The following is a 22,329-nucleotide window of genomic DNA, read 5'->3' as shown; positions in this document are numbered from 1 at the left end:
GGCCAGGTCAACGGACCCCAGTCTGTCCCGAAGGAAGCGCCAATGTTGGACAAGCGGAACGGTCCGCCGCCAGGGACCAGCCCATCACCCCACTCAGCACCATCAGCATCACCACAGGCACCAGGGCTTTCTGGGTGGTGTCCAGCAGGATCCACTCGCGCCAGGCACGCCAGAAGCGGCTGCGCTCAAAGCGGCGGTGCTCCCGGGTTTCGTCACGCTGACGCCGCCGGATCGCCTTGTCCACCCAGCGCTCAAAGGCCCGCTTCTTGGTGATCGTCATCTTGCGTTCCACCTCGAGCATCTGCCCGGAACCCAGCTCGGGATGGAAGGTGCTGATCAGCTCCAGGCTCTTGAGGAACATCTCCACAGCGCCGTCGTGGACTGCGGTGGCGTGATCATCCAGCTGACCCCAGTCGAGTTCGGGGTAAAAACGGCTGCGGTTTGCGGTGATCTGATCTTCCGTCAGCTGACCGGGCTCCCGCAGCCAGCGATCGGTGTTGCTGTCGAACCGCCGCCAATAGAGGAAGGGGTTCAGATAGATCGTGCGGCCACCCAGCTGAATGCTGTCCTGCTGCCGCCGACGCTGCAGCTGAACATCCTGCTGTTGTGTCGCAGTCATATCCCAAAGGCCGGTGGCCCAAGGTATCGGTGATGCAGGGCCGTCGCCAGCCGTGAATCAGCTTGAGGCCTGCGAAGATCGCGCCCCGGCATGAGGCAAAACCTTGCCGCGGATCCGGTAGCCCCGACGCCTGAGGAAACGGCAGAGGGCGGCTTGCTCCGACGGCACGCTGATGTTGAACGCGAAGAAATTGCTGCGTCCGGCGAAATAACGCTTCAGGTCGAGGTCATGGCGCTGCCAGGCCTCCTCCCAGTGCTGGCGAAGGTCCTCCAGCGTCAACGAGGGATCGTCGTAGGCCCGACGCATCCGATCGAGGTAGGCACGGGCGTACTTGCCCTTGCGGTGATTCATGCGTGAGTCCACCCAGCGGCTCACGTCGCGCGTGTTGTAGATGAAGCAGGAGCCCGGGTACTGCAGGTCCAACAGGGGGAAAAGGCGGTAGGCGTAGAACTCACCGCAGAGTTCCATGTCCGTGTAGCCGCAATAGCCATCAACCCCATCCAGCAGCGGCTTGGAAAAGGTGAAGTTGGCCTGGATCCGACGGGCCAGCCGTCCCTTGTCGTAATGGATCGAGCTGTAGCCGTTCTTCCGCAACAGCTTGTGGAAGGAGCGCGTGCCGCACTTGTTGTGACCGATCAAAAAGATGCGGCCCGGTTTGGGCCGCAACCAATCCCAAGCCATCACTCCCACTCAATCGTGCCGGGGGGTTTGCTGGTGATGTCAAGCACCACCCGGTTCACCCCTTTCACCTCATTCACGATTCGGTTGGAGATGGTTTCCATCAGGTCGTAGGGAAGGCGGGACCAATCGGCGGTCATGCCATCTTCACTGGACACACAGCGCAGCACGATCGGCCAGGCATAGGTGCGTTTGTCGCCCATCACACCTACAGAACGCACCGGCAACAGCACCGCAAAGGCTTGCCAGATGTCGTGATAAAGCCCTGCTTCCTTGATTTCCTGGCGAACAATCAGGTCGGCATCACGCAAACAATCCAGCTTCTCGTCGGTGACTTCACCCAAGATGCGGATGGCCAGACCAGGCCCCGGGAAGGGATGGCGGCGCACGATCTCCTCGGGCAGACCGAGGCTGCGGCCCACCTTGCGCACTTCGTCCTTGAACAGCTTGCGCAGGGGCTCCACCAACTTGAACTGAAGATCCTTGGGAAGACCACCAACGTTGTGGTGACTCTTGATCTTCACGGCAACCCGCTCGCCGGTCTTGGGATCGACGTTGGTGCCAGCGCTTTCGATCACATCGGGATAGAGCGTGCCCTGGGCGAGGTAATCGAAGGGTCCGAGGCGCTTGCTCTCCTCTTCGAACACACGGATGAATTCGGTGCCGATGATCTTGCGCTTCTCCTCTGGATCGGTGATTCCCTTCAACTTGCCGATGAAGCGCTGGCGGGCATTGATGTACTCCACATGGATGTTGAACTTCCGATCGAAGAAGTCCATGAGGAACTCGGGCTCACCCTTCCGCATGAAGCCCTGGTCGATGAACATGCAAGTGAGCTGATCACCAATCGCCTTCTTGAGCAGAAAGGCGAGGGTTGATGAATCGACGCCACCGGAGAGAGCCAGCAGGACGCGCTTGTCGCCCACCTGCTCTCGCACCAGGCCAACGGCCTCATCAATGAACGCCGCCGTAGTCCAGTCCGGATCACAACCGCAAACGTGGTAGACGAAATTGCGGATCAGGGCCATTCCGCAGGTGGAATGCACCACCTCGGGGTGGAACTGAACGCCGTAGAGCTTGCGCTGCAGGTGCGCCACAGCCGCCTCCGGAGTGTTGGCCGTGTGGGCCAGGCGTACAAACCCATCGGGCAGAGCCTTCACCGAGTCGCCATGGCTCATCCACATCGTCGAACCGTTGTCGACGTTGGTGAGCAGATCCGTGGGGTCGTCCACTTCCAGGGGCGCCTTGCCGTATTCGGCCTTGCCCGTGGCGGCTTCCACAACGCCCTCAAGCTGCTGCACCATCAGCTGCATCCCATAGCAAACCCCCAGCACGGGAATGCCCAGATCCCAGATGCCGGGATCGCAGAGCGGAGCATGCTCTGCGTACACGGAACTTGGGCCACCGCTGAGGATGATTCCCTTCGGAGCCATCCGTCGCAGCTCTTCGGCCGACGTGCTGTAACCGAGCACCACCGAGAACACCTCGGTTTCGCGCACGCGCCGGGCAATCAGTTCCGAGTACTGGGAGCCGAAATCAAGGATGACGATGGCCGGCTGACGCTGACCGTCGGACGAGGGCTGGGACATCGATCCTGGGAGGTACCGCTCGCGGACGAGCGTCAATCCCTCAATGTAAAGAAGCGCTTCTCCCCCTCCGCTCCCCACCAGCGCAGGGTGCGGCTCCGATCGAACAGGACAGCACCGATCCGCATCGACCACTCGCCATAGCGGGACACATAGGACTGGCTGCGCCGCTCCACGATCGTGGCCAGATGCTGGCCGAGGGCAGCGGATTGATCAGCGTCCAGGAGCTGGAAGGCCTCCTCAACGGAGGCGGCGCGACGCAGTTGCAGCAACTGGGCCACTGACAGACCCGCATCCAGCCCCAGCGCCACCAACACCTCCAGACGACCATCAGCCAGGTGGTGATGGGTGTGAAAGATGCCGCCGGCCAGCTTGATCAATTTGCCGTGATAACCGAGCAGCAACAGATGGCGAACACCAGCCTCCGCCGCGGCCACCAGCACCGGCCCCACCCAGTTGCCCACCTTGAGCACGGGCCCCAGACCCTGCTGAAGGGCCAGATCCAATCCGTTCTCTCCAATCACCAGCACGAGGCGTCCCTGGAAGGCCCGATCCGCAGCGAGCGCGCCCAGCTCTGAAAGCACCTGCTGAAGTTGATCCGGTGCGGCGCTGCGCTGCACCTCCGCCTGGGTGCCGATCAACGCCAGACCATCAACAACACCGAAGGCGGCATTGCTGGTGCGTTCGGCCAGGACGCGGCCCCTCGGAAGAATCGGCTGCACCAGCAAGCCCCGACCCGGCGGCACTAGGGGCAGCAGATTCCGCTCCAACAGCTCACGGGCAAAACCGGAGAGGCAAACGTCCCCCTCAGCGCCAAAACGACCCACCCCTTCTCCGGCCTGCAGCTCGAGCACCGGCTGGGATGCAGCGATCCAGGCCACCCGCACCCAGACCTCAAGATCCCGCGTCAGATCAAGGCCAGGCCCTGGATCACAACGGCTGATGCCCAAGGCCTCACCTGGTGCCAGAGGAGCCGCCGAGCAGACCGGCACCTGCATCGAGGGTTGATCTGACCCCTGACTCAACTGCTGCTCAGGCTCAAACGGCTCACCAAGCAACACCTGCAGGGCCGCCTTGGCCGCCGCCGCCACCCACACCGGCAGGGTCAATCCAGGGCTGGAGGGGGCGATGGAACCGAACAAGCTGTTTTCTAGAGTCGCCGATTGGCATCCCCCGCGCCATGCAGGACAAGCTCACCCTGATGATTCCGGGCCCGACCCCGGTGCCGGAAACGGTGCTGAAGGCCATGGGTCGTCACCCCATCGGCCACCGCAGCGGGGAGTTCCAGGCCATCGTGCGGCGCACCACCGAACAGCTCAAGTGGCTGCACCAGACGACAAGCGACGTGCTGGTGATCACCGGTAGCGGAACCGCCGCCATGGAAGCGGGGATCATCAACACCCTCAGCCGCGGCGACAAGGTGCTCTGCGGTGACAACGGCAAGTTCGGCGAACGCTGGGTCAAGGTGGCCCGCGCCTACGGACTCGATGTTGAGGTGATCAAGGCGGAGTGGGGCCAACCCCTCGATCCAGAGGCCTTCCGCTCAGCGTTGGAAGCCGACAGCGCTAAAGCGATCAAGGCCGTGATCCTCACCCACTCGGAAACCTCGACAGGGGTAATCAATGACCTGGAGAGCATTGCCCGTCACGTGAAGGCCCACGGCACGGCCTTGACCCTGGCGGACTGCGTCACCAGCCTTGGCGCCACCAACGTCCCGATGGATGAGTGGGGACTGGATGTGGTGGCATCAGGCGCGCAGAAGGGATACATGCTTCCACCGGGTCTGAGTTTTGTGGCCATGAGTGCACGGGCCTGGGAGGCCTATGAGCGCTCCGATCTGCCCAAGTTCTATCTCGATCTGGGCCCTTACCGGAAAACAGCGGCGAAGGACAGCAACCCCTTCACCCCGGCCGTGAACCTCTATTTCGGGCTGGAAGCTGCTCTGGACATGATGCAGGAGGAGGGCCTAGAGGCGATCTTTGTCCGCCACGCCCGCCACCGCGCTGCTGCCCAGGCGGGCATGAAAGCGATGGGCTTGCCCCTGTTTGCTGCCGAGGGTTGCGGCAGCCCGGCCATCACCGCAGTTGCCCCTTTAGGCATCGATGCCGAACAGTTGCGCAAAGCCGTGAAGGAGAAGTTCGACATTCTTCTGGCTGGAGGACAAGACCACCTGAAAGGTCAGGTGTTCCGCATCGGCCATCTCGGCTACGTCTGCGACCGGGATGTTCTGACCGCCGTCGCTGCGATCGAATCCACCCTTCAGTCCCTTGGTCTCCACAAAGGCTGCATGGGAGCAGGGGTTGCTGCAGCCTCCGCTGCTCTTAGCTAAAACACAGGTGGCGAGAGCGATCTCGCCCCTTTGCGGGTGTAATTCAGTGGTAGAATGTCAGCTTCCCAAGCTGAACGTCGCCGGTTCGAGTCCGGTCACCCGCTTGAACGAATTTCAAGAGCTCATCAAGAACGAGGCTTGATGAGCTGAAGAACTTGAGGACCAGCACAACCAGCACGACGTTCGTGCCCCAAGGCCCTCAAGATCAAAGAGCCCGCTTCGTTGATTCGGCCATCCTCAGCACAATGACGGGCCTTGGTGAACAAGGCTTGCGCTGCCGATTCGTGGTCCTGACGTTGTTGAGCAGCCGTCTCAGGTTGTTTTGTTTTCGTAAGCGTCAGGGTCAACGTTCCAGTCCCTTATCAACAAAAGATTAGCTCTAATTGATATTTAGACCATCCCACACGCGATCTGCACGATTGCCGATCAACCCCGTCAATTGCTTGGATTCAGATCAAGTACCAGGTTCCTCTGCGTTACCCCCCAGATCGGCAATTCGGTCGCGCAACTGCGAGCAACGGCGCTGATCACCTTTGGCTTCAGCGAGGGCAAGCGCGAATTCCAGCTTCTCGAGCTGATGACCACCTTCAAGGAAACCTGACCGGGTCCAGATGGTCATGCCATGCAAGGTGCGAGATGCACAAGCATTGGAGGCAGGGATGGTGGTCGCCATAGTTGCCTTTCTTTTTATTTTGACACCGCACGCCACCCCTACGCGACGTCGCGGCCCGCTTCTGTTTCGGCCTGCTGACCCCAGGCATGGTTCTGGGAGGACTCCTCAGCCGTTTCAGGCTCTGGCATCGGAGCTGTGCTCTCCAGCAGCTCCCGCGTTTCCCGCAGCAGAGCTTCTACGCCCTCGAGAGTGGAGATCTCTTCGTCTGGGACAGCATTCAGATTCTGCTGCTGATAGCGCAGTTGGAGCTCGAGCGCTTCCTGACGCTGTTCCAGTTTCACCAAGCGCTGCGACAGAGCCGTGATGGTTTGAGCAAGATCTTCCGCTGTGCGGGTGATCCGAAAGGACACGGAGGACGTCATCACCGAAAAGCTGATGGTTGCGCTGATGACAACACAGGAGCGCCGCTGTCTCAAGATCAAGCTGACATGACGCGATCGAGACCGATGCCTTCCTTGGCAACGCTGGCGCTGTACCTACTGGCTGGAACCGCCATCGGACTGCTGGCTCTGTTCAGCGGCATTCCCGCCGCACCTCTGGCGGGAGCCTTGCTGGGTGCTGGCATCGTCAGCATGAGCGGCCAGCTGGAACCAGCCACATGGCCAGCGGGAACGCGCACGGTTCTGGAGATCGGCATCGGCACCGTGATCGGAACTGGCCTGACGCGAGCGTCCTTGGAGCAACTGCAACTTCTCTGGAAACCAGCGGTTCTGATCACCCTGGCGCTGGTGCTAACAGGACTGGTCGTCGGCCTCTGGACCAGCCGCTTGCTCGGCATTGATCCCGTCGTGGCCTTGCTTGGCGCTGCCCCGGGTGGCATCAGTGGCATGAGCCTGGTCGGTGCCGAATTCGGCGTCGGTGCCGCGGTGGCCGCCCTCCATGCCGTGCGGCTGATCACCGTGCTGCTGGTGCTGCCGTTGGTGGTGCGGCTGATCGTCCCCTCGACAGCTGGAAGCTGATCGATACCTTGGAACCAATCCACAACTGACGTCATGGGTCCCATCAGGTCATCGCTGGTTCTCTCCGCCGCGGCCCTGATCGGCGCTCTAGGCAGCGTGGCCACTCCTGTTCAAGCAGCCGGAGCCGGCGAAATAAAAGGGGCGAAAATCTATTGCTTCATGCGGTCCAGCGGCAACGACCACGAGGTGAGCTGGAATGCCGCCTACGCCGTGATCAAGCGGCAGCGCAGCGGCGTGTTCAAAACATCCCCGGAGCATGCCTCGGTGATGATTACAGAAGCCGTCGTCCAGGACCCCGGCAATTTCCCCGACTGTGGCCAGTTCCTTGGTGATCTGTTCGGCGGGAACACTCAACCAGCCACCGCTGCCGCCCTTGCAAACTCCTCATCCGACACCGAAAGCAGCATCGAGAGCAGCGACGACACCACGCGCTACAGCTACTGAGCCCTCAGGGCTTCTGGGGCTGATGCTTCTGGCTGCCGTGTTTGTGGCTGGCTGTCAAAGCCAGCAACCCGCGACGCCTGCCAAGACACCGACGCCGCTCGTCTCCAGTTGCCTCAGCGGGTTCCGCATGGATGACCTTGAGCTGATGGTCAAACGATGTGATGAGGCCATCGAGCAGACACCGAATCAGGCCTATCTGCATCGCGACCGCGCCCTTGTCTTGACCCTGCTTGGCGATCAAGCCAAAGCCTGCGACGACGTCACAACGGCAGTGTCGCTGCTGAAGCGGTCGAGCCAGCCGGTCGACCCGATGCTGCAGCACGAACTCCAGGTGCGTCAGAGCAATTGCAAACAATCCCGCACCATGGCGGGGAGTGATTGACGTTGCAGCGACAAGCGCCGGGGCCCCAGCAACACCTGGATCCGTTCCGCCTTGCTCGCTAACAAGCCATCCACCAGCTGGTCGGCTGCGCCTAGTTGCAGCCAATGGCAGGTCAGGCCATCTCCCATTCCCAGACGATGACAGCGGTCTTCGGCTTGGTCGAGATCGCCTGGCGTCCAGGGGCGTTCCAGCAACACCACATGACGGGCCCGGTGCAGGGTGAAGCCAAGGGCACCGGTGCCGAAGGTGGCCAACAGACAATCGTTCTGACCCTGCTGGAACCGATCCACACTCTCCTGGCGTTCAGCAGGGCGCTGGCGACCGGTCAACAACTCGCCGCCAAGGGTTTGCTGCAACAGCTGCAATGGGGCCACAAAGCCACTGAACAGCACTACAGCCTCGCCTTGCCGGCGCAGTGACTCCACCAGCTGCTGCGCCGCCGGCAATTTGAATTCCGCAGCGATCTGGCGCATGGAGGTGAGCAAAGCCAGGTGCTCTGCATCCCGTCGCACCTCTCCGAGCTGAGCCCGACGGCGGTAGTCATCCAACACCAGCTCGACACGATGGTCGAAACCCGTGAGCTCAGCCTCCGACAGCTCCACGGGGTGAAGACGCCGCTGCTTGGGAGGAAGGTCTACCACCTGCTGCTTGCGGCGATGCAGGATCAACGGTCGAGTCAAGCGCCGCAGCTCCTCCAGCTGACTGGCGCCGGACGCCTGCCAGCGTTTACCGGTTCGACCCTCCCGCCAGTGCCCCTGGCAATACCGCTCTTCGAACTGGCGTTGATCCCGAGCAATCGGATGATCCATCGCCGCCAGCAGGGGATACAGCTGGGACGGGCGACCGTTCTTCATCGGGGTTCCCGTGAGCATCCAGATCGCCCGCAGACGGGGATGACGGGCCAGACGCAGCAAAGCGGCCGTGCGCTGCGCCTGAAGCGACTGGGCGTAGTGCGCTTCATCCACCACCAGGAGCGTTCCCGCTGGTGGCAGGGTGTCGGGAAGCCGAGCCCAGCTCGCCAAATCAAGCTGAACCCCGAGAGCCTCTGATTCCCGGCGCCAGTGGGGATGCAGGCCAACGGGAGCCACCACCAGCAACCGCAGCTCAGCGCAGCGCATCAGGGCACGGGCCGCCAACAGAGCTGTGAGGGTCTTCCCCAGCCCCATCTCATCGGCCAGAACGGCGCCGCGACGGGCCAGGAGCCAGCGGACCCCGGAGCGTTGATGGCGCAGAGGCCGACGACCATCCTGCAGGACTTCGTCGAGATCCGCTGCAGCAACAAGGGTCCGGTGCGGCGGCAGCGGCGGCAGCGGCTGCTGACACCAGTCGAGCCACTGCTGCAATGAGGAGGTGACGGGGAAACGACGCCCCAGGGCCTGCTGAAGCGCATCGGCTGCAGCCAAGGGGAAATCCCAACCCTGGCCAACACCGTTCCAACGCCCGCGTGGCTTGATCCGACGCAACTGGGACTGGGTCACCGCATCAAAGGGGCTGACCACGCGAATCAGACCCGCTGGGGACAGATCCAGGCAACAGGTAAATGTGGGTTTTGACGCCACCAACAGGCCCCCACAAACAATTATTTTAGTGAAACCAGATCAGCGCGCAAGCATTGAGGTCAAGATTCACATCACAGGCTGAAAAATTATCGAAAATGCAGCGCTCGACACATTGACGGGCTTTTCGTTCAAGGCAGAATTCCCTTAACCGATGCATTTGGATGCATAGCAGGGACGCGGTTTTTCTCGACGAACTCTGTCCCAAATTACGCGTTCGAAGATGGCGACAGTCTCTTCACACTTTTACCGGCAAAAGTTGTATTTATTGCGGCAAACCTTCCGAGTCAATTGATCACATTCACCCCCAGGCCAAAGGGGGTTCAAGCGTTACAGAAAACTGCGTACCGGCCTGCTTGTCCTGCAATGGCCGCAAATCGGACGCCGACGTTTTCGACTGGTACCGGCGACAGCGCTTCTATGACCCACGCCGCGCTATGGCGATTCGGGCCTGGATGGATGGCGACCTTCGGCTCGCCGTTCGCCTGCTGCAGTGGGCCCAACCGGATCAGCCCATCAACGAGCCGGACGACATCTCAATCGCGGCTCAGGCGGCCTGAGGCTCACCAAACCCGACAGACATCCGAGGAGTGGTGACGCTGGCAGATGGAGGCCTGAACGCCTGGGTCTTCAGGCGCCAGCACCACAGCACCGGCGAGCAGGGCAGCCGTCAGGATGGCCCGGAGCACGATGGGCCCGGAACGGGAACGATGGAGAGACGACGACGTCACGACAGTACATTTGATCTAATACAGGTGTACTGATGCTTGCTGATCTTGTCAAGCGGTCGCAGCCGCTGGCGGCTGACACCAAGCTGCTGGTGCTGGGCGGCGGATACAGCGGACGTTGTCTGGCCGGGCTGGCTCGAGCCCTGGGAACACCGGTGCTCTGCACCCGCCGTTCCCTCGACTCTGCCGAGGCGGATCTGCTCTTCGACAGCAATGGTCAAGACCAGCTCGACCCTGCCGCCCTGGAGGGCGTGACCCATCTGCTGTCCACCATCCCCCCGGATCGCGAAGGCAACGATCCGGTCTTGTTGAAGCTGCTGCCAACGCTCAGAAGCCTGCCGCTGCGCTGGGCGGGCTATCTCTCCACCACAGGGGTTTACGGCGATCGTCAGGGCGGTTGGGTGTCGGAACAGGACGACCCGGCACCAGCGCTGGACCGCAGCATGCGCCGCCTCAACTGCGAACAAGCTTGGTTGCGCTCAGGTCTGCCGATCCAGATTCTGCGTCTGCCAGGCATTTATGGACCGGGCCGGTCAGTGCTCAACGGCTTACAGCAAGGGCGGGCCCGCTTGATCGACAAGCCTGGCCAGGTGTTCTGCCGCATCCATGTGGAAGACATCGCAGGGGCCTGCTGGCACCTGATGCATCGCGCCGGACAGGACGCTCCGGCAAGCCCGGGCAATGGAAGCATCGTGAATGTGGTGGATGACCTCCCGGCTCCCACCGCCGAACTGATGCGGTATGCGGCAGACCTGTTGGGTTGTGCCCTGCCGCCGCTGGAGCCGTTCGACCAGATCGTGGACAGCATGAGTCCAATGGCGCAGTCGTTCTGGAGCGAGAACCGCCGCGTCAGCAACCACAGGCTCTGCCATGAGCTCGGTTACGCGTTGCTGCATCCGAACTACCACGTTGGGCTGCAGGATTGCCTGAACCAGGACAAACTCAATCCGTCTGACCTGCGTTCTCCCCCTCAATCAGCCAACGGTTGAAATCGAAACCCTCGCCTTCCTCAGGCAGGGATAGCCCCACATCCTCAAGGAAACGGGAGAGATGCAGTTCGATCCAGCCATTGCTCAGGCCAGCGGCCAATCCCACCAACAGACACCCCAGCAGCAGCAAACGCAGCACAGCGATGGGCCCCCACGATTCCACGAACCCTAGGCATGAGCTGGTGATCGCTCTCGGCGATCCCGCGGGCATCGGCATGGAAGTGGTGCTCAAAGCCCTCGCCTCACCCACGCTCCCCCCAGAGCTCCAGCCCCTGCTGGTGGGTTGCCGACGCACGCTGATCAGCACCCACGCGCGACTGCAGCGGCAAACGAGCCACCCCCTTGCCAACCCCGCAGCCCTCAGGATCGACGACCAACCGCTGGAGGCCAGCGTTCAGCCAGGACAGCCCACCACCAGCGGAGCCGATGCGGGGTTTCGCTGGCTGACCCGCGCCGTCGAACTGCTGCAGGAACGAGGGTCCCGCGCCCTGGTCACCGCGCCCATCGCCAAACACCTCTGGCATGCGGCCGGCCACCGCTATCCCGGGCAGACCGAACGCCTGGCTGAGTTGGCTGGACGCCAGCGCTCCTCAATGCTGTTCACGGCCGTCTCTCCAACCAGCGGCTGGCGCCTGAACACCTTGCTGGCCACCACCCACATCCCCCTCAGCCAGGTCCCTGAAGCGCTGACACCAGACCTGGTACACCACAAACTGAACGTGCTGGAGGAGTTCTGTCGACGCTTCACGAGCACACCACATCTGCGCATTGCCGGTCTGAATCCCCATGCCGGTGAAGCCGGTCAACTGGGCCACGAAGAAGCCGAATGGCTGCTGCCGCTGCTGGATCAATGGCGGAAGGACCATCCTCAGGTGCAGCTGGTGGGTCCCGTTCCTCCGGACACCTGCTGGATCAGCGCTGCTCGCGCTTGGCAGTCGCCAAACCAGCCTGGTCCTGACGGGATCCTGGCCCTTTATCACGACCAGGGGCTCATTCCCGTGAAGCTGCTGGCCTTCGACGCAGCGGTGAACACCACTGTGGAACTGCCGTTCCTACGCACCTCCCCCGACCACGGCACCGCCTTCGACATTGCAGGCCAAGGGATCGCCAGCCCTGAGAGCACGACGGCAGCCCTTCAGGCCGCCTGGGACCTGAGCTGACTCAGGCCGGCTTGACCCGCATCAGAACCTGACCGAATTCAACGGGCGTGCCGTTGTCCACCAGGATCTCCACCACTTCACCGCCAACCTCAGACTCCAGCTCGTTCATCAGCTTCATCGCCTCAAGGATGCAGACGGTCTGGCCGACGTTGATCCGGCTGCCCACCTCAACAAAGGCAGGTTCGCCCGGAGCGGGAGCGCGATAGAAGGTGCCCACCATGGGAGCCGTGACTTCGAGCAGGTCACTGCGGGTTGCGGTGGATGCAGGCGGTGCAGCTGCAGGCTCGGCGGGCGCAACGGACGCTGGTGCAGCAGCAACGGGAGCGGGCATGACCGGGGCCATGACGGCTTGGGCCGGCAGGTTGCGACGGATTTCCAGACGGAAGTCGTCCCCTTCCAATCGGAACTCCTGGATGTCGCTCTCGCCGAGCGCTTCCAGCAAGCGGTGCAGTTGTTCGTGATCCAGCTGCATGGTCATCCGTTTTCGCGCCCGAGGTAACTGTCGTTGCGGGTGTCCACTTTGATCTTTTCTCCCACAGAAAGAAAGAGCGGAACCATCACTTGTGCACCGGTCTCAAGAATGGCGGGCTTCGTGCCACCGGTGGCGGTGTCGCCTTTGACGCCAGGGTCGGTTTCTTTGATCTCCAGAACCACGGAGTTGGGCAGTTCAACCTCGAGGGGGGTGTCGTTCCAGGACACCACGTTCACCTCCATGCCCTCTTTGAGGTATTTGCGGCTCTCGCCGATCTGGTCGGCACTGAGGCGGGTCTCCTCGTAGGTGGCCATGTCCATGAAGACATAGTCCTCACCTTCCATGTAGGTGTGCTGAAGCGAGGATTTCTCCAACATCGCCTGAGGAAGCATTTCCCCGGCGCGGAAGGTCTTCTCCACCACGTTGCCGGACTTCACCGCCTTGAGCTTGGTGCGCACGAAGGCAGATCCCTTGCCGGGCTTGACGTGCAAGAACTCGACAACACGCCAGACGGCCCCATCGATCTCAATCGTGGTGCCGGTGCGGAAGTCGTTACTGGAGATCATTCCCACCGAACGGTTCATCGGACTATACGGCTGTGCCAAAGTCCCGTCAGTACTGGGGTTCCCCCTTGGTCCATCAGCGTTTGAACGCCGTCCTTGCTGTTCTGATCAGCTTTGCTCTGATCACAATCGCCGCCCCTGCCTGGGCCGCATTGCCCCAGGGCAATGCTGTGAAGGACCCTGCCGCGATTCTTCGGGACGCGCTGCCCTTCGATCAGGACGACATCCGCGAACTGCAGCATCGGCTGGAACTCACCAGTGACGATCTGCGGGCCAAACGCTGGACAGCCCTCGGCAAGACGGTGTCACGCACTGAATCGCTGCTCAACACCCGCCGCGACACCATCCTGAACGCGGTCCCTGAAGCCAAACGCGGTACGGCTGAAGCACTGTTTGAGCGCGTGGATCTGGGCCTTGAAGACCTCAAAGAGAAGGTCAAAGCCACCGACAAACCAGGCTTCATCGCCGATCGACGACGGACGCTGAGCTTCATCGGCGATGTGGAGGCCCTGCTGGTGCCCGAAGGTTTTGAACGGGAGATCCCCGCAGAATTCGATGCCCTGCCACGGCTGCAGGGACGAGCCACCCTCAACATCAGCACCACCCAGGGGGAGCTGACCACCGTGGTGGATGGCTACAACGCCCCACTCACCGCAGGCGCCTTCGTGGATCTGGCCCTCAAGGGCTTCTATGACGGACTGCCCTTCATCCGGGCCGAAGACTTCTACGTGCTCCAGAGCGGTGATCCGGAAGGTCCGGAGATCGGCTACGTGGATCCAAAGACCAAGCAGGAGCGCCATGTGCCCCTTGAGATCCGCGTGCCGGGCGAAGACGACACGATCTACAACGAAACCTTTGAAGACGTGGGCCTGTTCATGGCCACACCAACCCTTCCGTTCGCAACCCTGGGCACCCTTGGCTGGGCCCATTCAGACCAGGCCCTCGACGACGGATCCTCGCAGTTCTTCATGTTTCTCTACGAGGCAGAGCTCACCCCGGCTGGTCTGAACCTCGTGGATGGCCGCAATGCAGCCTTCGGCTACGTGGTGGATGGATTCGATGTTGTGGAGGAATTGGGCGTCGATGACCGGATCACCGCAGTGAAGGTAGTGGAGGGAGCGGAGCAGCTCAAAGCCCACGCATGAGCCCGACCCTGGCGGAGCTGACTGAAGCGGAGCTGCTCAGGCGGCTGGCTCGCTTCGCTCCGCCCGATCAGCTCAGTGACGACACCGCAGCCCTGCCCGCCGACGCCCGGCCACTGCTGATCAACACCGACGTTCTGGTGGATGGCATCCATTTCAGCGATGCCACCACAACCGCCATGGATGTGGGCTGGCGCGCCGTTGCCGCCAACCTGTCCGACTTGGCCGCCAGTGGTGCCGTCGCCATCGATGGAATCACCGTGGCCCTGGTCGCCCCAGGCCACACCCGTTGGGACTGGGTGGACGGGGTGTATCAAGGCATCAGTGCCGCCTTGGGGCAGTACGGCGGCGTTCTGCTGGGAGGTGACTGCTCCAAAGGAGAACAGAGGCTGCTCTCGATCACGGCACTCGGCCGTCTCGGACCCCTGCGTCTGCATCGCAACGCAGCCCGCCCTGGCGATGTGCTGGTCACCAGTGGGCCCCATGGGCTCAGCCGACTGGGCCTCGCCCTCCTCCAGAACGATCCAAACGTGCGTGACATCGCTTTGTGCTCAACCCTGCGGGACCAGGCGATCGCACGCCACCAACGCCCCACACCTCGGCTGAAGGACGTCCAGCAGCTGCTGGCCTGCAAACCGAAGCATCTGCCCTGGCGGGCCGGGGGAACCGACAGCAGCGACGGACTGCTCTCTGCCGTCGCAGGTCTCTGCAGCAGCAGCGGCTGCGGAGCGGTGCTGCACAACGACCAGCTTCCAACGGCCGAAGGCTGGCCTGAGGGAGCTCGATGGACGGATTGGTGCCTCGCCGGAGGAGAGGACTTTGAGTTGGTGCTGAGCCTTCCCGAGGCCTGGGCCGATGCATTGCAGCGATGCATCCCCGAAAGCCAGCGCATCGGCCAGATCAATGCTGAAGCGGGCGTCATCCGCTGGGCCCACAACCACGAGCCAGTGGACACAAGCGGATTTGATCACTTCGGTCAGCCCTGAGCAGCCCTGAGCGGCCCCTAAGCGACCGTGCCTGACCAAAAAAAATCCCCCCCAGGTCGGGAGGGATCAAAAAAGCGATCAACGGGCGATCACTTCCAGTTCTTGGCCACCACTTCGGCGAGGTCAACAACACGCTGGCTGTAGCCCCACTCGTTGTCGTACCAGGCCAGGATCTTCACAGCCTTGTCACCCATGGCGTAGGTGAGGTCGGCATCAAAGATGGTGGACTCGTTGGTTCCGGCGTAGTCGGTGGACACCAGGGGCAGATCGCTGTACTTGATGATCCCCTTCATGCCGTTCTCGGAAGCCGACTTGATGGCGGCCTTGATGTCGTCGACGCTGGCGGCGCGGGAGGGGCCGAAGGTGAGGTCAACAGCGGAGACGTTCGGGGTGGGAACGCGCATGGCGAAGCCGGTGAGCTTGCCCTTCACCTCGGGGTAAACCAGAGCCACGGCCTTGGCTGCACCGGTGGTGGTGGGAACCATGTTCAGAGCTGCAGCACGGGCGCGGCGCAGGTCGCGGTGGCTGTTGTCCAGGATCCGCTGATCGCCGGTGTAGCTGTGAATGGTGGTCATCAGACCCCAGTCGAGGCCGAAGTTCTGATCCAGAACCTTGACGATCGGTGCCAGGCAGTTGGTGGTGCAGCTGGCGTTGCTGAGGATGTCCCAGTCTTCGTGGCGGTACTGGTCGTCGTTGACGCCCACAACGAAGGTGCCGACGCGATCACCCTTACCAGGGGCGGTGAGGATCACCTTCTTGGCGCCAGCCTGAATGTGCATGCTGGCCTTCTCATCGGTGTTGAACACACCAGTGGACTCGATCACTAGGTCAACGCCCCACTCCTTCCAGGGGCAGTTGAGGGGATTGCGGTCAGCGAAGAACTTGATCTCCTTACCGTTGACGAACATCGAGCTGTCCGTGGTTTTGATATCCACGGAGGGATCGAGACGCCCAAGGATGGAGTCGTAGGTCAGCAGGTGAGCGCTGGTGGCGGGGTCGGACGTGGAGTTCATCCCCACGATTTCCAGGCCGGTGTCAGCACCCCGGCTGATCCATCCCCGCAGAACATTGCGACCGATCCGGCCGAATCCATTGATCGCAACGCGCAGGGTCATGGCAGAAGCGGCAAAGCCGCGCAAGGGTTTTGGCCGCCGATCATACAGAAATCAGCAGAAATACCTTGTTCAACCCCGCTTCAATCAGCTCGATCCGGCCCTCAGCACGGCAGACAAGCAGCGGCAACTGACTTATCTTTCTTCCGACTGAAGCCCTCCGTTGCCGCGCCTGCTCGACCGTCAGACACCAGTCCACTTCATCGGTGTCGGCGGAATTGGTATGTCGGCCTTGGCCCGGATTCTCGTTGACCGCGGTCACTTCGTCAGCGGCTCAGACCCGCGTGACAATGCAACAACGCAACAGCTGAAGACCCTCGGAGTGAAGGTCTTCCGTCAGCAGGACGCCACCTGCATTGATGCCGTCACGGAAGCAACAGCCGCTGGCTCGCCGGTGGTGGTGATCAGCACAGCCATCCCCGAGAGCAATCCGGAACTGCAGCGGGCCCGTCAGCAGGGGCTGGAGATCTGGCATCGCTCCGATCTACTGGCGGCTCTGATCGAGCAGCAACCCTCCATTGCGGTCGCCGGCAGCCACGGCAAAACCACCACCAGCACCTTGATCACCACCTTGCTGCTGGAGGCCGATCAGGACCCAACAGCTGTGATTGGAGGCATCGTCCCCAGCCTCGGCAGCAATGGTCACGCCGGCCAGGGGAAGCTGCTCGTGGCCGAGGCGGATGAATCCGACGGGTCCCTGGTGAAGTTCAGTCCCAGCCTGGGGGTGATCACCAACCTGGAGCTGGATCACACCGATCACTACTCCAACCTCGACGAGCTGATCTCCACCCTGCAACGCTTCGCAGGGGGTTGCGATCGCGTGCTGGCCAATCACGACTGCCCAATCCTTCAGGAACACTTCCAGCCAACGGCCTGGTGGTCCAACCAGAGCGCCGAATCCGTTGATTTCGCCGCCCTGCCCTTGAGCCTTGAAGGCGATCGCTGCGTCGCCCGTTTCTATGAAGCCGGCCACCCCGTCGGCGACTTCACCCTGCCGATGGCCGGGCTGCACAACCTGAGCAATGCCACAGGCGCCTTGGCCGCCTGCCGCATGGAAGGTCTCCCCTTCGACCAGTTGGTGGAGGGCCTCGCTGGCCTGAAAACACCGGGCCGCCGATTTGATCTTCGGGGCACCTGGAAGGGCCGTCACATCGTTGATGACTACGCCCACCATCCCAGTGAGGTGCAGGCAACCCTGGAGATGGCACGCCTGATGGTGCGCAGTGGACGCAGTCCGCTCCCCACAGCACCACAACGGCTCCTGGCGGTGTTCCAGCCGCACCGCTACAGCCGCACCAGGCAGTTCCTCGATGGCTTCGCCAAAGCCCTACAGAACTGTGATCTGCTGCTGCTGGCTCCCGTCTATCCCGCAGGCGAGCAACCGCTGCAGGGCATCAGCAGCAACGCCCTGGCGGATCGGGTGCGCCAGCTGAAACCGAATCTTGAAATCGCCGTCGCAGACACTCTCGATCAACTCACCGAGCTGGTGATCCAGCACAGCCGCGAGAACGATCTTGTTCTGGCCATGGGTGCTGGCGACGTGAATGGACTGTGGTCAAGGCTGACGTCATGACCAAGCAGTGCGATGCCCGCCTACCGCAGGCCCGAGTCAAGCTGGCGGACTACACCACCTGGCGGGTGGGAGGAGCGGCCGAATGGCTGGCCGAACCCGCCAGCCTTGAGGAAACCCAGGCCTGGATCGAATGGGCTGCTCACCAGGGCATGCCCTGCCGCGTCATCGGCGCTGGGTCGAACCTGCTGATTCACGATGACGGCCTGCCGGGGCTCTCGCTCTGTCTGCGCAAACTTCAGGGGCTGCAGCTTGATGCCACCACGGGGACCGTGGAGGTGCTCGCCGGCGAACCGATCCCGTCACTGGCAAGACGCGCTGCCCGCGCTGGATTGCATGGTCTGGAGTGGTCGGTAGGCATCCCGGGAACCGCTGGCGGTGCGGCTGTTATGAATGCAGGAGCCCAGGGAGGCTGCACAGCGGAATGGCTGGAGTCGGTGCGGGTCATGCCCATGGAAGGGGGCAACTGCTTTGAGCTGCAGCGGGATCAACTGGACTTCGCCTACCGGCACAGCCGTCTTCAAGACGACAACCTCGTGGTGTTGTCGGCACGATTCCGCTTGCAGCCCGGTCACGATCCGGATGAACTGAAGCGGGTCACCACGGCGAACCTCAGTCACCGCACCACCACGCAGCCCTACCAACAACCCAGCTGCGGCAGTGTTTTCCGCAATCCCGAACCGCTCAAGGCCGGACGGCTGATCGAAGAGCAAGGACTGAAGGGAACCCGGATCGGCGGCGCCGAAATCTCAACCGTGCATGCCAATTTCATCGTCAACACCGGTGATGCCGAGGCGAAGGACATCGCCCAGTTGATCCAGCTGGTGCAGGACCGCATCGAAGCCGAACACGGAATCCGTCTGCACCCCGAAGTGAAACGGCTGGGATTCGCTTCGGCGGCTTAACCTTCCGGCTCCCACAGGATCGCCATGGCAGGGTTCGGACTCCCCAATTTCGGCCAGCTCACCGAAGCCTTCAAGAAGGCCCAGGAGATTCAGCAGAACGCTCAGGCCCTGCAAGACGAACTGGACGGGATGGAGATCGAAGGCAAGAGCAGCGATGGCCGCGCCAGCGTTTGGCTGTCGGGCAACCAGCAACCCCTGCGGGTAAGACTGGACCCAGCCCTGCTGCAGGAGGGCCAACAGGCCAGCGAAACGGCAACCCTTGAAGCTCTGCAGGCGGCCTATGAGCAATCCACCGCCACGATGAAGGGCCGGATGGAAGAACTCACCGGTGGCCTAAATCTCAACCTCCCCGGGATGGGCGGCTGAGGCTGCTCTGCTCGATCAACGCGGCCTTGTACAGGGCATAGCGTTCCCAGTCCGTGGACACACCGCAGCTGGGCTCACCGCGATGCAGGCAGTCGCGGAAGCGACAAGGCCAGGGATCAAGTTGCTGACGCAGCTCAGGAAAGAGAACCCCCAGTTCCTGGGGGTCATCCGGCAGATCGGGGCGGTTGAACCCGGGAGTGTCAGCCACCCTCGCGCTCGGCCCCAGGGGAAACAGCTCCACGTGGCGGGTGGTGTGGCGCCCGCGCTGCAGTCGACCGGACACCGCAGCCGTGCGCAGTTGAAGGTCAGGGCGCAACTGGTTCAGCAGGCTGCTCTTGCCCACCCCAGAAGGCCCACACAGCACCGAAAGCTGCGCACCAGCCAAACGCTGCCGTAAAGCATCAATGCCCGTTCCGGCTGCACTTGACAGCGCCAGCGGGTCATAGCCCCACCCTTTCAACCGGGTCACCAGCCGCTCGAGCGCTGCACCTGAAAGAAGGTCTGTCTTGGTGAGCAGCAGGATCACCTCCAGCCCGGTCCGTTCCGCCGTCAACAGAAAGCGACTGGCCTGATCAGGGTCAAAACTGGGCTGTTCCACTGCCAACACCACAGCCACCAAGGAGACGTTGGCCACCGGTGGGCGTGTGAGAAAACTGTGGCGTGGCTCGACCTCGGCCACCACGGCACGCCCCTGGCCTTGATCAATCGCCTCGACGCGAACCCGATCGCCCACATAAACGGCTTCACCCCGATGGCTGAGCCGGGTGCGACGGGTGCAGAGCAGCCGCCCTGGGCATCCATCAGGTGCGGCATCCAGCTCCACCTCCAGGTAGTTGGCCTGGAGCGCCACCACCATCCCGGATGCCACCGAACGGCCGGTGTCAGCCACCGCGGATCACCTCGATGGTGATGGCATCCGGCGTTTGATCAATGCACTCCACATGATGGCCTGCATCCCTCAGACCTGGAAGAACCATGGCCTCAGGCTCACCCCGATCGAGACAGACCTCCAGACAGTCACCGCTGCTCATCTGCTCGAGGGTGAGCTTGCAGCGAATGAAATTCACCGGACAGGGCGTTCCCCGCAGATCCAGGGAACGCCTGCTCATCCCTTCTGACCGAACAAGCGAGCGAACAGACCACTGTTGTGGTGGTGGTGTTGCTTGCCGCGGGCGGAATGGTGACCCGCCAACTGCTCGAGGAGCTCCCGCTCCACATCACTGATCCGCTTCGGCAGATCCACGGTGACCGTCACGCGCTGATCGCCCCGTGCCACTGGATTCCCGAGCTTAGGAATGCCCAGGTTCGGCAGGGTGAGCACCGTGCCGGGCTGGGTGCCGGCGGGAATGTCCAGCTCCTTGCTGCCATCCACGGTTTCCACCTCAATGGTGTCGCCAAGAATCGCCTGGAGGTAGCTGACCTTGACCTCCGAGAAGATGTTCAGGCCATCCCGCTGCAAGCGCGGGTGATTGCGAACGGTGAGGAACACGTAAAGGTCACCGGACGGGCCTCCCCGGGGTCCGGCGTTGCCTTCACCGGTCACACGAAGCCGTGTTCCGGTGTCCACCCCGGCAGGGATGTTGATCCGCAGCTTCTTGCGCACCTGTTTGACACCCTGGCCACCACAGGACCCGCAGGGATCCGAAATCACCTGGCCCGTACCGCCACAGTTGGGGCACTCGGCGACCTGGGTGAAACTGCCGAAGGGAGTTCGGGTGGCACGGCGCACTTGCCCGGCGCCGCCACAGGTACCGCAGGTGGTGGGTCCACTGCCCGCTTTGGCACCGCTACCGCCGCAGGTGTCGCAGGTCTCCAGATGCGGGATCTTGATCTCCTGCTCCTGACCGAACACCGCCTGCTCGAAATCAATCGTCAGGTCGTAACGCAGGTCATCCCCCTGCTGAGGGCCCTGACGCCGCGGCCGACCAGCTCCAGCACCCCCAGGTCCACCGAAGCCCTGGAAAAACGTCTCGAACAGATCGGCAAATCCGCCCATGTCCCCCATGTCGGGAGCACCGGCCGCACCACCAAGTCCGGCTTCACCGAACTGGTCATAACGGGCCCTGGTCTGGGGATCACTGAGCACCTCGTAGGCGCGGCCGATTTCCTTGAAACGGTCTTCAGCTCCCGGATCCTTGTTGATGTCGGGGTGGTACTGACGCGCCATGCGCCGATAAGCCCGCTTGAGGCTGTCGGGATCCACATCCCGGCTGACGCCGAGCAGGTCGTAGAAGTCGGCCATCAGGCCTCCTCCGCCGTCTGATCCGCTGCCGCTGCGGCCTCAGCAGGCGCTGACGCTGAATCGGATGGTCCTGGACCCATCGACACCTTCACCATGGCGTGGCGCAGCACACGCCCATCGCGGTGGTAGCCGCGCTGGAGCTCCTCACACACCACGTCCTCAGCGAACTCGCTGCTTTCCTCCCGCAGCACGGCCTCATGCAGGTTGGGGTCGAACTCCTGGCCAACCACTTCCATCCGGGCCACCCCCTGCTGCTTCAGCACCTCCACCAGTTGCTTGTACAGACCCTGGTAACTGCGGTGCAGCGCCTGGGCTTCCTCACCTTCAGGATTCAGCTGCTGACGGGCCCGCTCGAAGTTGTCGACAACGGGGAGAATCTCCGTGAGGGTCGAGCAGACCAATTGCTGACGCATGTCGTCCTGGTCGCGGCTCTGGCGCTTGCGGAAGTTGTCGAAATCCGCCGCAATGCGCATGTATTGGCTGTTGAGCGTCTCGTGCTCCTGCTTCAACCCGCTCAACTCCTGCTCGAGCTGCTGCATCCGATCGGCCGGATCCACCGCTGCAGGAGCCTGTTCAGACGTCACCTCGGGCGCATCTGGAGCGGACTCCGGCGTGGCTGGAACAGCACCGGACTCAACGGTCTGGTCCTGCTCTGGGGTGGAGGCGTCGCCGCTCATGCTGACCGCTCAGGGATTGCTGTCTAGACATGTTGAAGGGCAACGCTTACCTCCCACAAGCTGCGGAAGCCCGCACCTCTGTCGCCATCGATGACTCTGACGCTGCCCACCCCCGATGCCGGCGACACGGCACGGCAGCGTTTCGCCCTTGAATTGCTGTTGCAGCAACCGGTTCCGGGCCCAGAGCAACT

The 22,329-nt window shown here is 62.5% G+C and carries 29 protein-coding genes and 1 tRNA gene; 15 read left to right on the top strand and 15 right to left on the bottom strand.

Features of this window, described 5'->3' with window-relative positions; translation table 11 throughout:
* Positions 1-7: 7 nt before the first annotated feature.
* The 4 genes from SynRS9902_RS00245 to cbiD are packed head-to-tail and all read right to left on the bottom strand — an operon-like array spanning position 8 to position 4,025.
* Complete coding sequence (locus tag SynRS9902_RS00245) at positions 8-619, bottom strand: hypothetical protein (RefSeq protein ID WP_186509540.1); 612 nt, start codon at positions 617-619, stop codon at positions 8-10.
* A gap of 57 nt (positions 620-676) precedes the next feature.
* Positions 677-1,300 carry a sulfotransferase gene (locus tag SynRS9902_RS00240; RefSeq protein ID WP_186509539.1) on the bottom strand — a complete coding sequence of 208 codons (624 nt, stop codon included), beginning with the start codon at positions 1,298-1,300 and terminating at the stop codon, positions 677-679.
* Entirely contained in the window at positions 1,300-2,886 is a 1,587-nt protein-coding gene (gene guaA / locus SynRS9902_RS00235) for a glutamine-hydrolyzing GMP synthase (RefSeq protein ID WP_186509538.1), read from the bottom strand. The genes SynRS9902_RS00240 and guaA overlap by 1 nt, the downstream gene beginning before the upstream one ends.
* Before the next feature lie 32 nt (positions 2,887-2,918).
* On the bottom strand, positions 2,919-4,025 hold the full coding sequence (cbiD, locus tag SynRS9902_RS00230; RefSeq protein ID WP_186509537.1) for a cobalt-precorrin-5B (C(1))-methyltransferase CbiD: 1,107 nt from the start codon (positions 4,023-4,025) through the stop codon (positions 2,919-2,921).
* Between the two features lie 38 nt (positions 4,026-4,063).
* Here cbiD and SynRS9902_RS00225 point away from each other — a divergent pair, with 38 nt between their 5' ends.
* Positions 4,064-5,212: an alanine--glyoxylate aminotransferase family protein gene (locus SynRS9902_RS00225; RefSeq protein WP_186509536.1), complete on the top strand. Its 1,149-nt coding sequence runs from the start codon at positions 4,064-4,066 to the stop codon at positions 5,210-5,212.
* Positions 5,213-5,244: 32 nt separating this feature from the next.
* Positions 5,245-5,316 (top strand) — tRNA-Gly (locus SynRS9902_RS00220).
* A 350-nt stretch (positions 5,317-5,666) separates the two neighbouring features.
* On the opposite strand, the gene SynRS9902_RS00215 is transcribed toward SynRS9902_RS00220, so the two are convergent.
* Entirely contained in the window at positions 5,667-5,885 is a 219-nt protein-coding gene (locus SynRS9902_RS00215; protein ID WP_038551887.1) for a hypothetical protein, read from the bottom strand.
* Positions 5,886-5,923: 38 nt separating this feature from the next.
* Positions 5,924-6,247, bottom strand: coding sequence for a chemotaxis protein (locus SynRS9902_RS00210; RefSeq protein ID WP_186509535.1), 324 nt, complete (start codon positions 6,245-6,247; stop codon positions 5,924-5,926).
* An 84-nt stretch (positions 6,248-6,331) separates the two neighbouring features.
* Here SynRS9902_RS00210 and SynRS9902_RS00205 point away from each other — a divergent pair, with 84 nt between their 5' ends.
* The 3 genes from SynRS9902_RS00205 to SynRS9902_RS00195 are packed head-to-tail and all read left to right on the top strand — an operon-like array spanning position 6,332 to position 7,670.
* A complete protein-coding gene (locus SynRS9902_RS00205; protein ID WP_114988843.1) occupies positions 6,332-6,844 on the top strand; it encodes an AbrB family transcriptional regulator in 513 nt (170 codons plus the stop codon).
* 33 nt (positions 6,845-6,877) lie between these two features.
* Positions 6,878-7,288, top strand: coding sequence for a DUF6554 family protein (locus tag SynRS9902_RS00200; protein WP_186509534.1), 411 nt, complete (start codon positions 6,878-6,880; stop codon positions 7,286-7,288).
* 22 nt (positions 7,289-7,310) lie between these two features.
* Entirely contained in the window at positions 7,311-7,670 is a 360-nt protein-coding gene (locus SynRS9902_RS00195; protein WP_255446154.1) for a hypothetical protein, read from the top strand.
* Here the strand turns inward: SynRS9902_RS00195 and SynRS9902_RS00190 are convergent.
* A complete protein-coding gene (locus SynRS9902_RS00190; RefSeq protein WP_370586311.1) occupies positions 7,625-9,148 on the bottom strand; it encodes an SNF2-related protein in 1,524 nt (507 codons plus the stop codon). The genes SynRS9902_RS00195 and SynRS9902_RS00190 overlap by 46 nt on opposite strands.
* A gap of 242 nt (positions 9,149-9,390) precedes the next feature.
* Between SynRS9902_RS00190 and SynRS9902_RS00185 the strand changes: the two genes are divergently transcribed.
* Genes SynRS9902_RS00185 through SynRS9902_RS00175 form a run of 3 tightly spaced genes read left to right on the top strand, consistent with a single transcriptional unit; the run spans position 9,391 to position 10,943 of the window.
* Positions 9,391-9,786 carry an HNH endonuclease gene (locus SynRS9902_RS00185; protein ID WP_114988841.1) on the top strand — a complete coding sequence of 132 codons (396 nt, stop codon included), beginning with the start codon at positions 9,391-9,393 and terminating at the stop codon, positions 9,784-9,786.
* Between the two features lie 33 nt (positions 9,787-9,819).
* Positions 9,820-9,990, top strand: a complete 171-nt coding sequence (locus SynRS9902_RS00180; RefSeq protein ID WP_186509533.1) for a hypothetical protein — start codon at positions 9,820-9,822, stop codon at positions 9,988-9,990.
* Positions 9,990-10,943 carry an SDR family oxidoreductase gene (locus SynRS9902_RS00175; protein WP_186509532.1) on the top strand — a complete coding sequence of 318 codons (954 nt, stop codon included), beginning with the start codon at positions 9,990-9,992 and terminating at the stop codon, positions 10,941-10,943. The genes SynRS9902_RS00180 and SynRS9902_RS00175 overlap by 1 nt, the downstream gene beginning before the upstream one ends.
* Here the strand turns inward: SynRS9902_RS00175 and SynRS9902_RS00170 are convergent.
* Positions 10,897-11,082, bottom strand: coding sequence for a hypothetical protein (locus SynRS9902_RS00170; RefSeq protein ID WP_186509531.1), 186 nt, complete (start codon positions 11,080-11,082; stop codon positions 10,897-10,899). The genes SynRS9902_RS00175 and SynRS9902_RS00170 overlap by 47 nt on opposite strands.
* 4 nt (positions 11,083-11,086) lie before the next feature.
* Between SynRS9902_RS00170 and pdxA the strand changes: the two genes are divergently transcribed.
* Positions 11,087-12,103: a 4-hydroxythreonine-4-phosphate dehydrogenase PdxA gene (pdxA, locus tag SynRS9902_RS00165; RefSeq protein WP_186509530.1), complete on the top strand. Its 1,017-nt coding sequence runs from the start codon at positions 11,087-11,089 to the stop codon at positions 12,101-12,103.
* Position 12,104: 1 nt separating this feature from the next.
* Here the strand turns inward: pdxA and accB are convergent, their stop codons facing one another.
* Entirely contained in the window at positions 12,105-12,581 is a 477-nt protein-coding gene (accB, locus tag SynRS9902_RS00160; protein ID WP_186509529.1) for an acetyl-CoA carboxylase biotin carboxyl carrier protein, read from the bottom strand.
* Entirely contained in the window at positions 12,578-13,141 is a 564-nt protein-coding gene (efp, locus tag SynRS9902_RS00155) for an elongation factor P (RefSeq protein ID WP_011363074.1), read from the bottom strand. The genes accB and efp overlap by 4 nt, the downstream gene beginning before the upstream one ends.
* 65 nt (positions 13,142-13,206) lie before the next feature.
* Between efp and SynRS9902_RS00150 the strand changes: the two genes are divergently transcribed.
* The gene (locus SynRS9902_RS00150) at positions 13,207-14,283 is read left to right on the top strand and encodes a peptidylprolyl isomerase (RefSeq protein ID WP_186510458.1); all 1,077 of its coding nucleotides are present in this window, start codon (positions 13,207-13,209) and stop codon (positions 14,281-14,283) included.
* Positions 14,280-15,266 (top strand): thiamine-phosphate kinase, encoded by a 987-nt coding sequence (thiL, locus tag SynRS9902_RS00145; protein ID WP_186509528.1) that lies wholly within the window; start codon positions 14,280-14,282, stop codon positions 15,264-15,266. Before SynRS9902_RS00150 ends, thiL begins: the two co-directional genes overlap by 4 nt.
* Before the next feature lie 89 nt (positions 15,267-15,355).
* On the opposite strand, the gene gap is transcribed toward thiL, so the two are convergent.
* Complete coding sequence (gap, locus tag SynRS9902_RS00140; RefSeq protein ID WP_038556735.1) at positions 15,356-16,381, bottom strand: type I glyceraldehyde-3-phosphate dehydrogenase; 1,026 nt, start codon at positions 16,379-16,381, stop codon at positions 15,356-15,358.
* Here gap and SynRS9902_RS00135 point away from each other — a divergent pair.
* The 4 genes from SynRS9902_RS00135 to SynRS9902_RS00120 are packed head-to-tail and all read left to right on the top strand — an operon-like array spanning position 16,380 to position 19,219.
* Positions 16,380-16,532 (top strand): hypothetical protein, encoded by a 153-nt coding sequence (locus SynRS9902_RS00135; protein ID WP_186509527.1) that lies wholly within the window; start codon positions 16,380-16,382, stop codon positions 16,530-16,532. The two genes, gap and SynRS9902_RS00135, sit on opposite strands and share 2 nt — an antisense overlap.
* Before the next feature lie 9 nt (positions 16,533-16,541).
* A complete protein-coding gene (murC, locus tag SynRS9902_RS00130) occupies positions 16,542-17,951 on the top strand; it encodes a UDP-N-acetylmuramate--L-alanine ligase (protein ID WP_186509526.1) in 1,410 nt (469 codons plus the stop codon).
* The gene (murB, locus tag SynRS9902_RS00125) at positions 17,948-18,853 is read left to right on the top strand and encodes a UDP-N-acetylmuramate dehydrogenase (protein ID WP_186509525.1); all 906 of its coding nucleotides are present in this window, start codon (positions 17,948-17,950) and stop codon (positions 18,851-18,853) included. Before murC ends, murB begins: the two co-directional genes overlap by 4 nt.
* A gap of 24 nt (positions 18,854-18,877) precedes the next feature.
* Positions 18,878-19,219, top strand: coding sequence for a YbaB/EbfC family nucleoid-associated protein (locus tag SynRS9902_RS00120; RefSeq protein WP_011363068.1), 342 nt, complete (start codon positions 18,878-18,880; stop codon positions 19,217-19,219).
* On the opposite strand, the gene rsgA is transcribed toward SynRS9902_RS00120, so the two are convergent.
* Genes rsgA through grpE form a run of 4 tightly spaced genes read right to left on the bottom strand, consistent with a single transcriptional unit; the run spans position 19,194 to position 22,138 of the window.
* Positions 19,194-20,075 (bottom strand): ribosome small subunit-dependent GTPase A, encoded by an 882-nt coding sequence (gene rsgA, locus SynRS9902_RS00115; RefSeq protein ID WP_186510457.1) that lies wholly within the window; start codon positions 20,073-20,075, stop codon positions 19,194-19,196. The genes SynRS9902_RS00120 and rsgA overlap by 26 nt on opposite strands.
* A 25-nt stretch (positions 20,076-20,100) precedes the next feature.
* Complete coding sequence (locus SynRS9902_RS00110) at positions 20,101-20,328, bottom strand: sulfurtransferase TusA family protein (RefSeq protein WP_186509524.1); 228 nt, start codon at positions 20,326-20,328, stop codon at positions 20,101-20,103.
* The gene (gene dnaJ, locus SynRS9902_RS00105) at positions 20,325-21,461 is read right to left on the bottom strand and encodes a molecular chaperone DnaJ (protein WP_114988830.1); all 1,137 of its coding nucleotides are present in this window, start codon (positions 21,459-21,461) and stop codon (positions 20,325-20,327) included. The genes SynRS9902_RS00110 and dnaJ overlap by 4 nt, the downstream gene beginning before the upstream one ends.
* Positions 21,461-22,138 (bottom strand): nucleotide exchange factor GrpE, encoded by a 678-nt coding sequence (grpE, locus tag SynRS9902_RS00100; protein ID WP_186509523.1) that lies wholly within the window; start codon positions 22,136-22,138, stop codon positions 21,461-21,463. The genes dnaJ and grpE overlap by 1 nt, the downstream gene beginning before the upstream one ends.
* Positions 22,139-22,329 lie beyond the last annotated feature (191 nt).

Origin of the sequence: Synechococcus sp. RS9902 (assembly GCF_014279635.1) — a bacterium.
Taxonomy (GTDB): Bacteria; Cyanobacteriota; Cyanobacteriia; order PCC-6307; family Cyanobiaceae; genus Parasynechococcus.
Note: the sequence above shows the minus strand (reverse complement) of the source record. Positions and strands in the feature narration are given on the sequence as shown.

Bases quoted from the DNA above. Each gene is read 5' to 3' on its own strand.
- accB (WP_186509529.1), bottom strand. From the start codon at position 12,581: ATGACCATGCAGCTGGATCACGAACAACTGCACCGCTTGCTGGAAGCG.
- SynRS9902_RS00245 (WP_186509540.1), bottom strand. From the start codon at position 619: ATGACTGCGACACAACAGCAGGATGTTCAGCTGCAGCGTCGGCGGCAG.
- SynRS9902_RS00200 (WP_186509534.1), top strand. From the start codon at position 6,878: ATGGGTCCCATCAGGTCATCGCTGGTTCTCTCCGCCGCGGCCCTGATC.
- SynRS9902_RS00240 (WP_186509539.1), bottom strand. From the start codon at position 1,300: ATGGCTTGGGATTGGTTGCGGCCCAAACCGGGCCGCATCTTTTTGATC.
- SynRS9902_RS00120 (WP_011363068.1), top strand. From the start codon at position 18,878: ATGGCAGGGTTCGGACTCCCCAATTTCGGCCAGCTCACCGAAGCCTTC.
- SynRS9902_RS00205 (WP_114988843.1), top strand. From the start codon at position 6,332: ATGCCTTCCTTGGCAACGCTGGCGCTGTACCTACTGGCTGGAACCGCC.
- SynRS9902_RS00110 (WP_186509524.1), bottom strand. From the start codon at position 20,328: ATGAGCAGGCGTTCCCTGGATCTGCGGGGAACGCCCTGTCCGGTGAAT.
- SynRS9902_RS00135 (WP_186509527.1), top strand. From the start codon at position 16,380: ATGGCAGAAGCGGCAAAGCCGCGCAAGGGTTTTGGCCGCCGATCATAC.
- grpE (WP_186509523.1), bottom strand. From the start codon at position 22,138: ATGAGCGGCGACGCCTCCACCCCAGAGCAGGACCAGACCGTTGAGTCC.
- guaA (WP_186509538.1), bottom strand. From the start codon at position 2,886: ATGTCCCAGCCCTCGTCCGACGGTCAGCGTCAGCCGGCCATCGTCATC.
- pdxA (WP_186509530.1), top strand. From the start codon at position 11,087: ATGGGCCCCCACGATTCCACGAACCCTAGGCATGAGCTGGTGATCGCT.
- SynRS9902_RS00210 (WP_186509535.1), bottom strand. From the start codon at position 6,247: ATGACGTCCTCCGTGTCCTTTCGGATCACCCGCACAGCGGAAGATCTT.
- SynRS9902_RS00215 (WP_038551887.1), bottom strand. From the start codon at position 5,885: ATGGCGACCACCATCCCTGCCTCCAATGCTTGTGCATCTCGCACCTTG.
- efp (WP_011363074.1), bottom strand. From the start codon at position 13,141: ATGATCTCCAGTAACGACTTCCGCACCGGCACCACGATTGAGATCGAT.
- thiL (WP_186509528.1), top strand. From the start codon at position 14,280: ATGAGCCCGACCCTGGCGGAGCTGACTGAAGCGGAGCTGCTCAGGCGG.
- SynRS9902_RS00175 (WP_186509532.1), top strand. From the start codon at position 9,990: ATGCTTGCTGATCTTGTCAAGCGGTCGCAGCCGCTGGCGGCTGACACC.
- dnaJ (WP_114988830.1), bottom strand. From the start codon at position 21,461: ATGGCCGACTTCTACGACCTGCTCGGCGTCAGCCGGGATGTGGATCCC.
- murB (WP_186509525.1), top strand. From the start codon at position 17,948: ATGACCAAGCAGTGCGATGCCCGCCTACCGCAGGCCCGAGTCAAGCTG.
- gap (WP_038556735.1), bottom strand. From the start codon at position 16,381: ATGACCCTGCGCGTTGCGATCAATGGATTCGGCCGGATCGGTCGCAAT.
- SynRS9902_RS00185 (WP_114988841.1), top strand. From the start codon at position 9,391: ATGCATAGCAGGGACGCGGTTTTTCTCGACGAACTCTGTCCCAAATTA.
- SynRS9902_RS00225 (WP_186509536.1), top strand. From the start codon at position 4,064: ATGCAGGACAAGCTCACCCTGATGATTCCGGGCCCGACCCCGGTGCCG.
- SynRS9902_RS00195 (WP_255446154.1), top strand. From the start codon at position 7,311: ATGCTTCTGGCTGCCGTGTTTGTGGCTGGCTGTCAAAGCCAGCAACCC.
- rsgA (WP_186510457.1), bottom strand. From the start codon at position 20,075: ATGGTGGTGGCGCTCCAGGCCAACTACCTGGAGGTGGAGCTGGATGCC.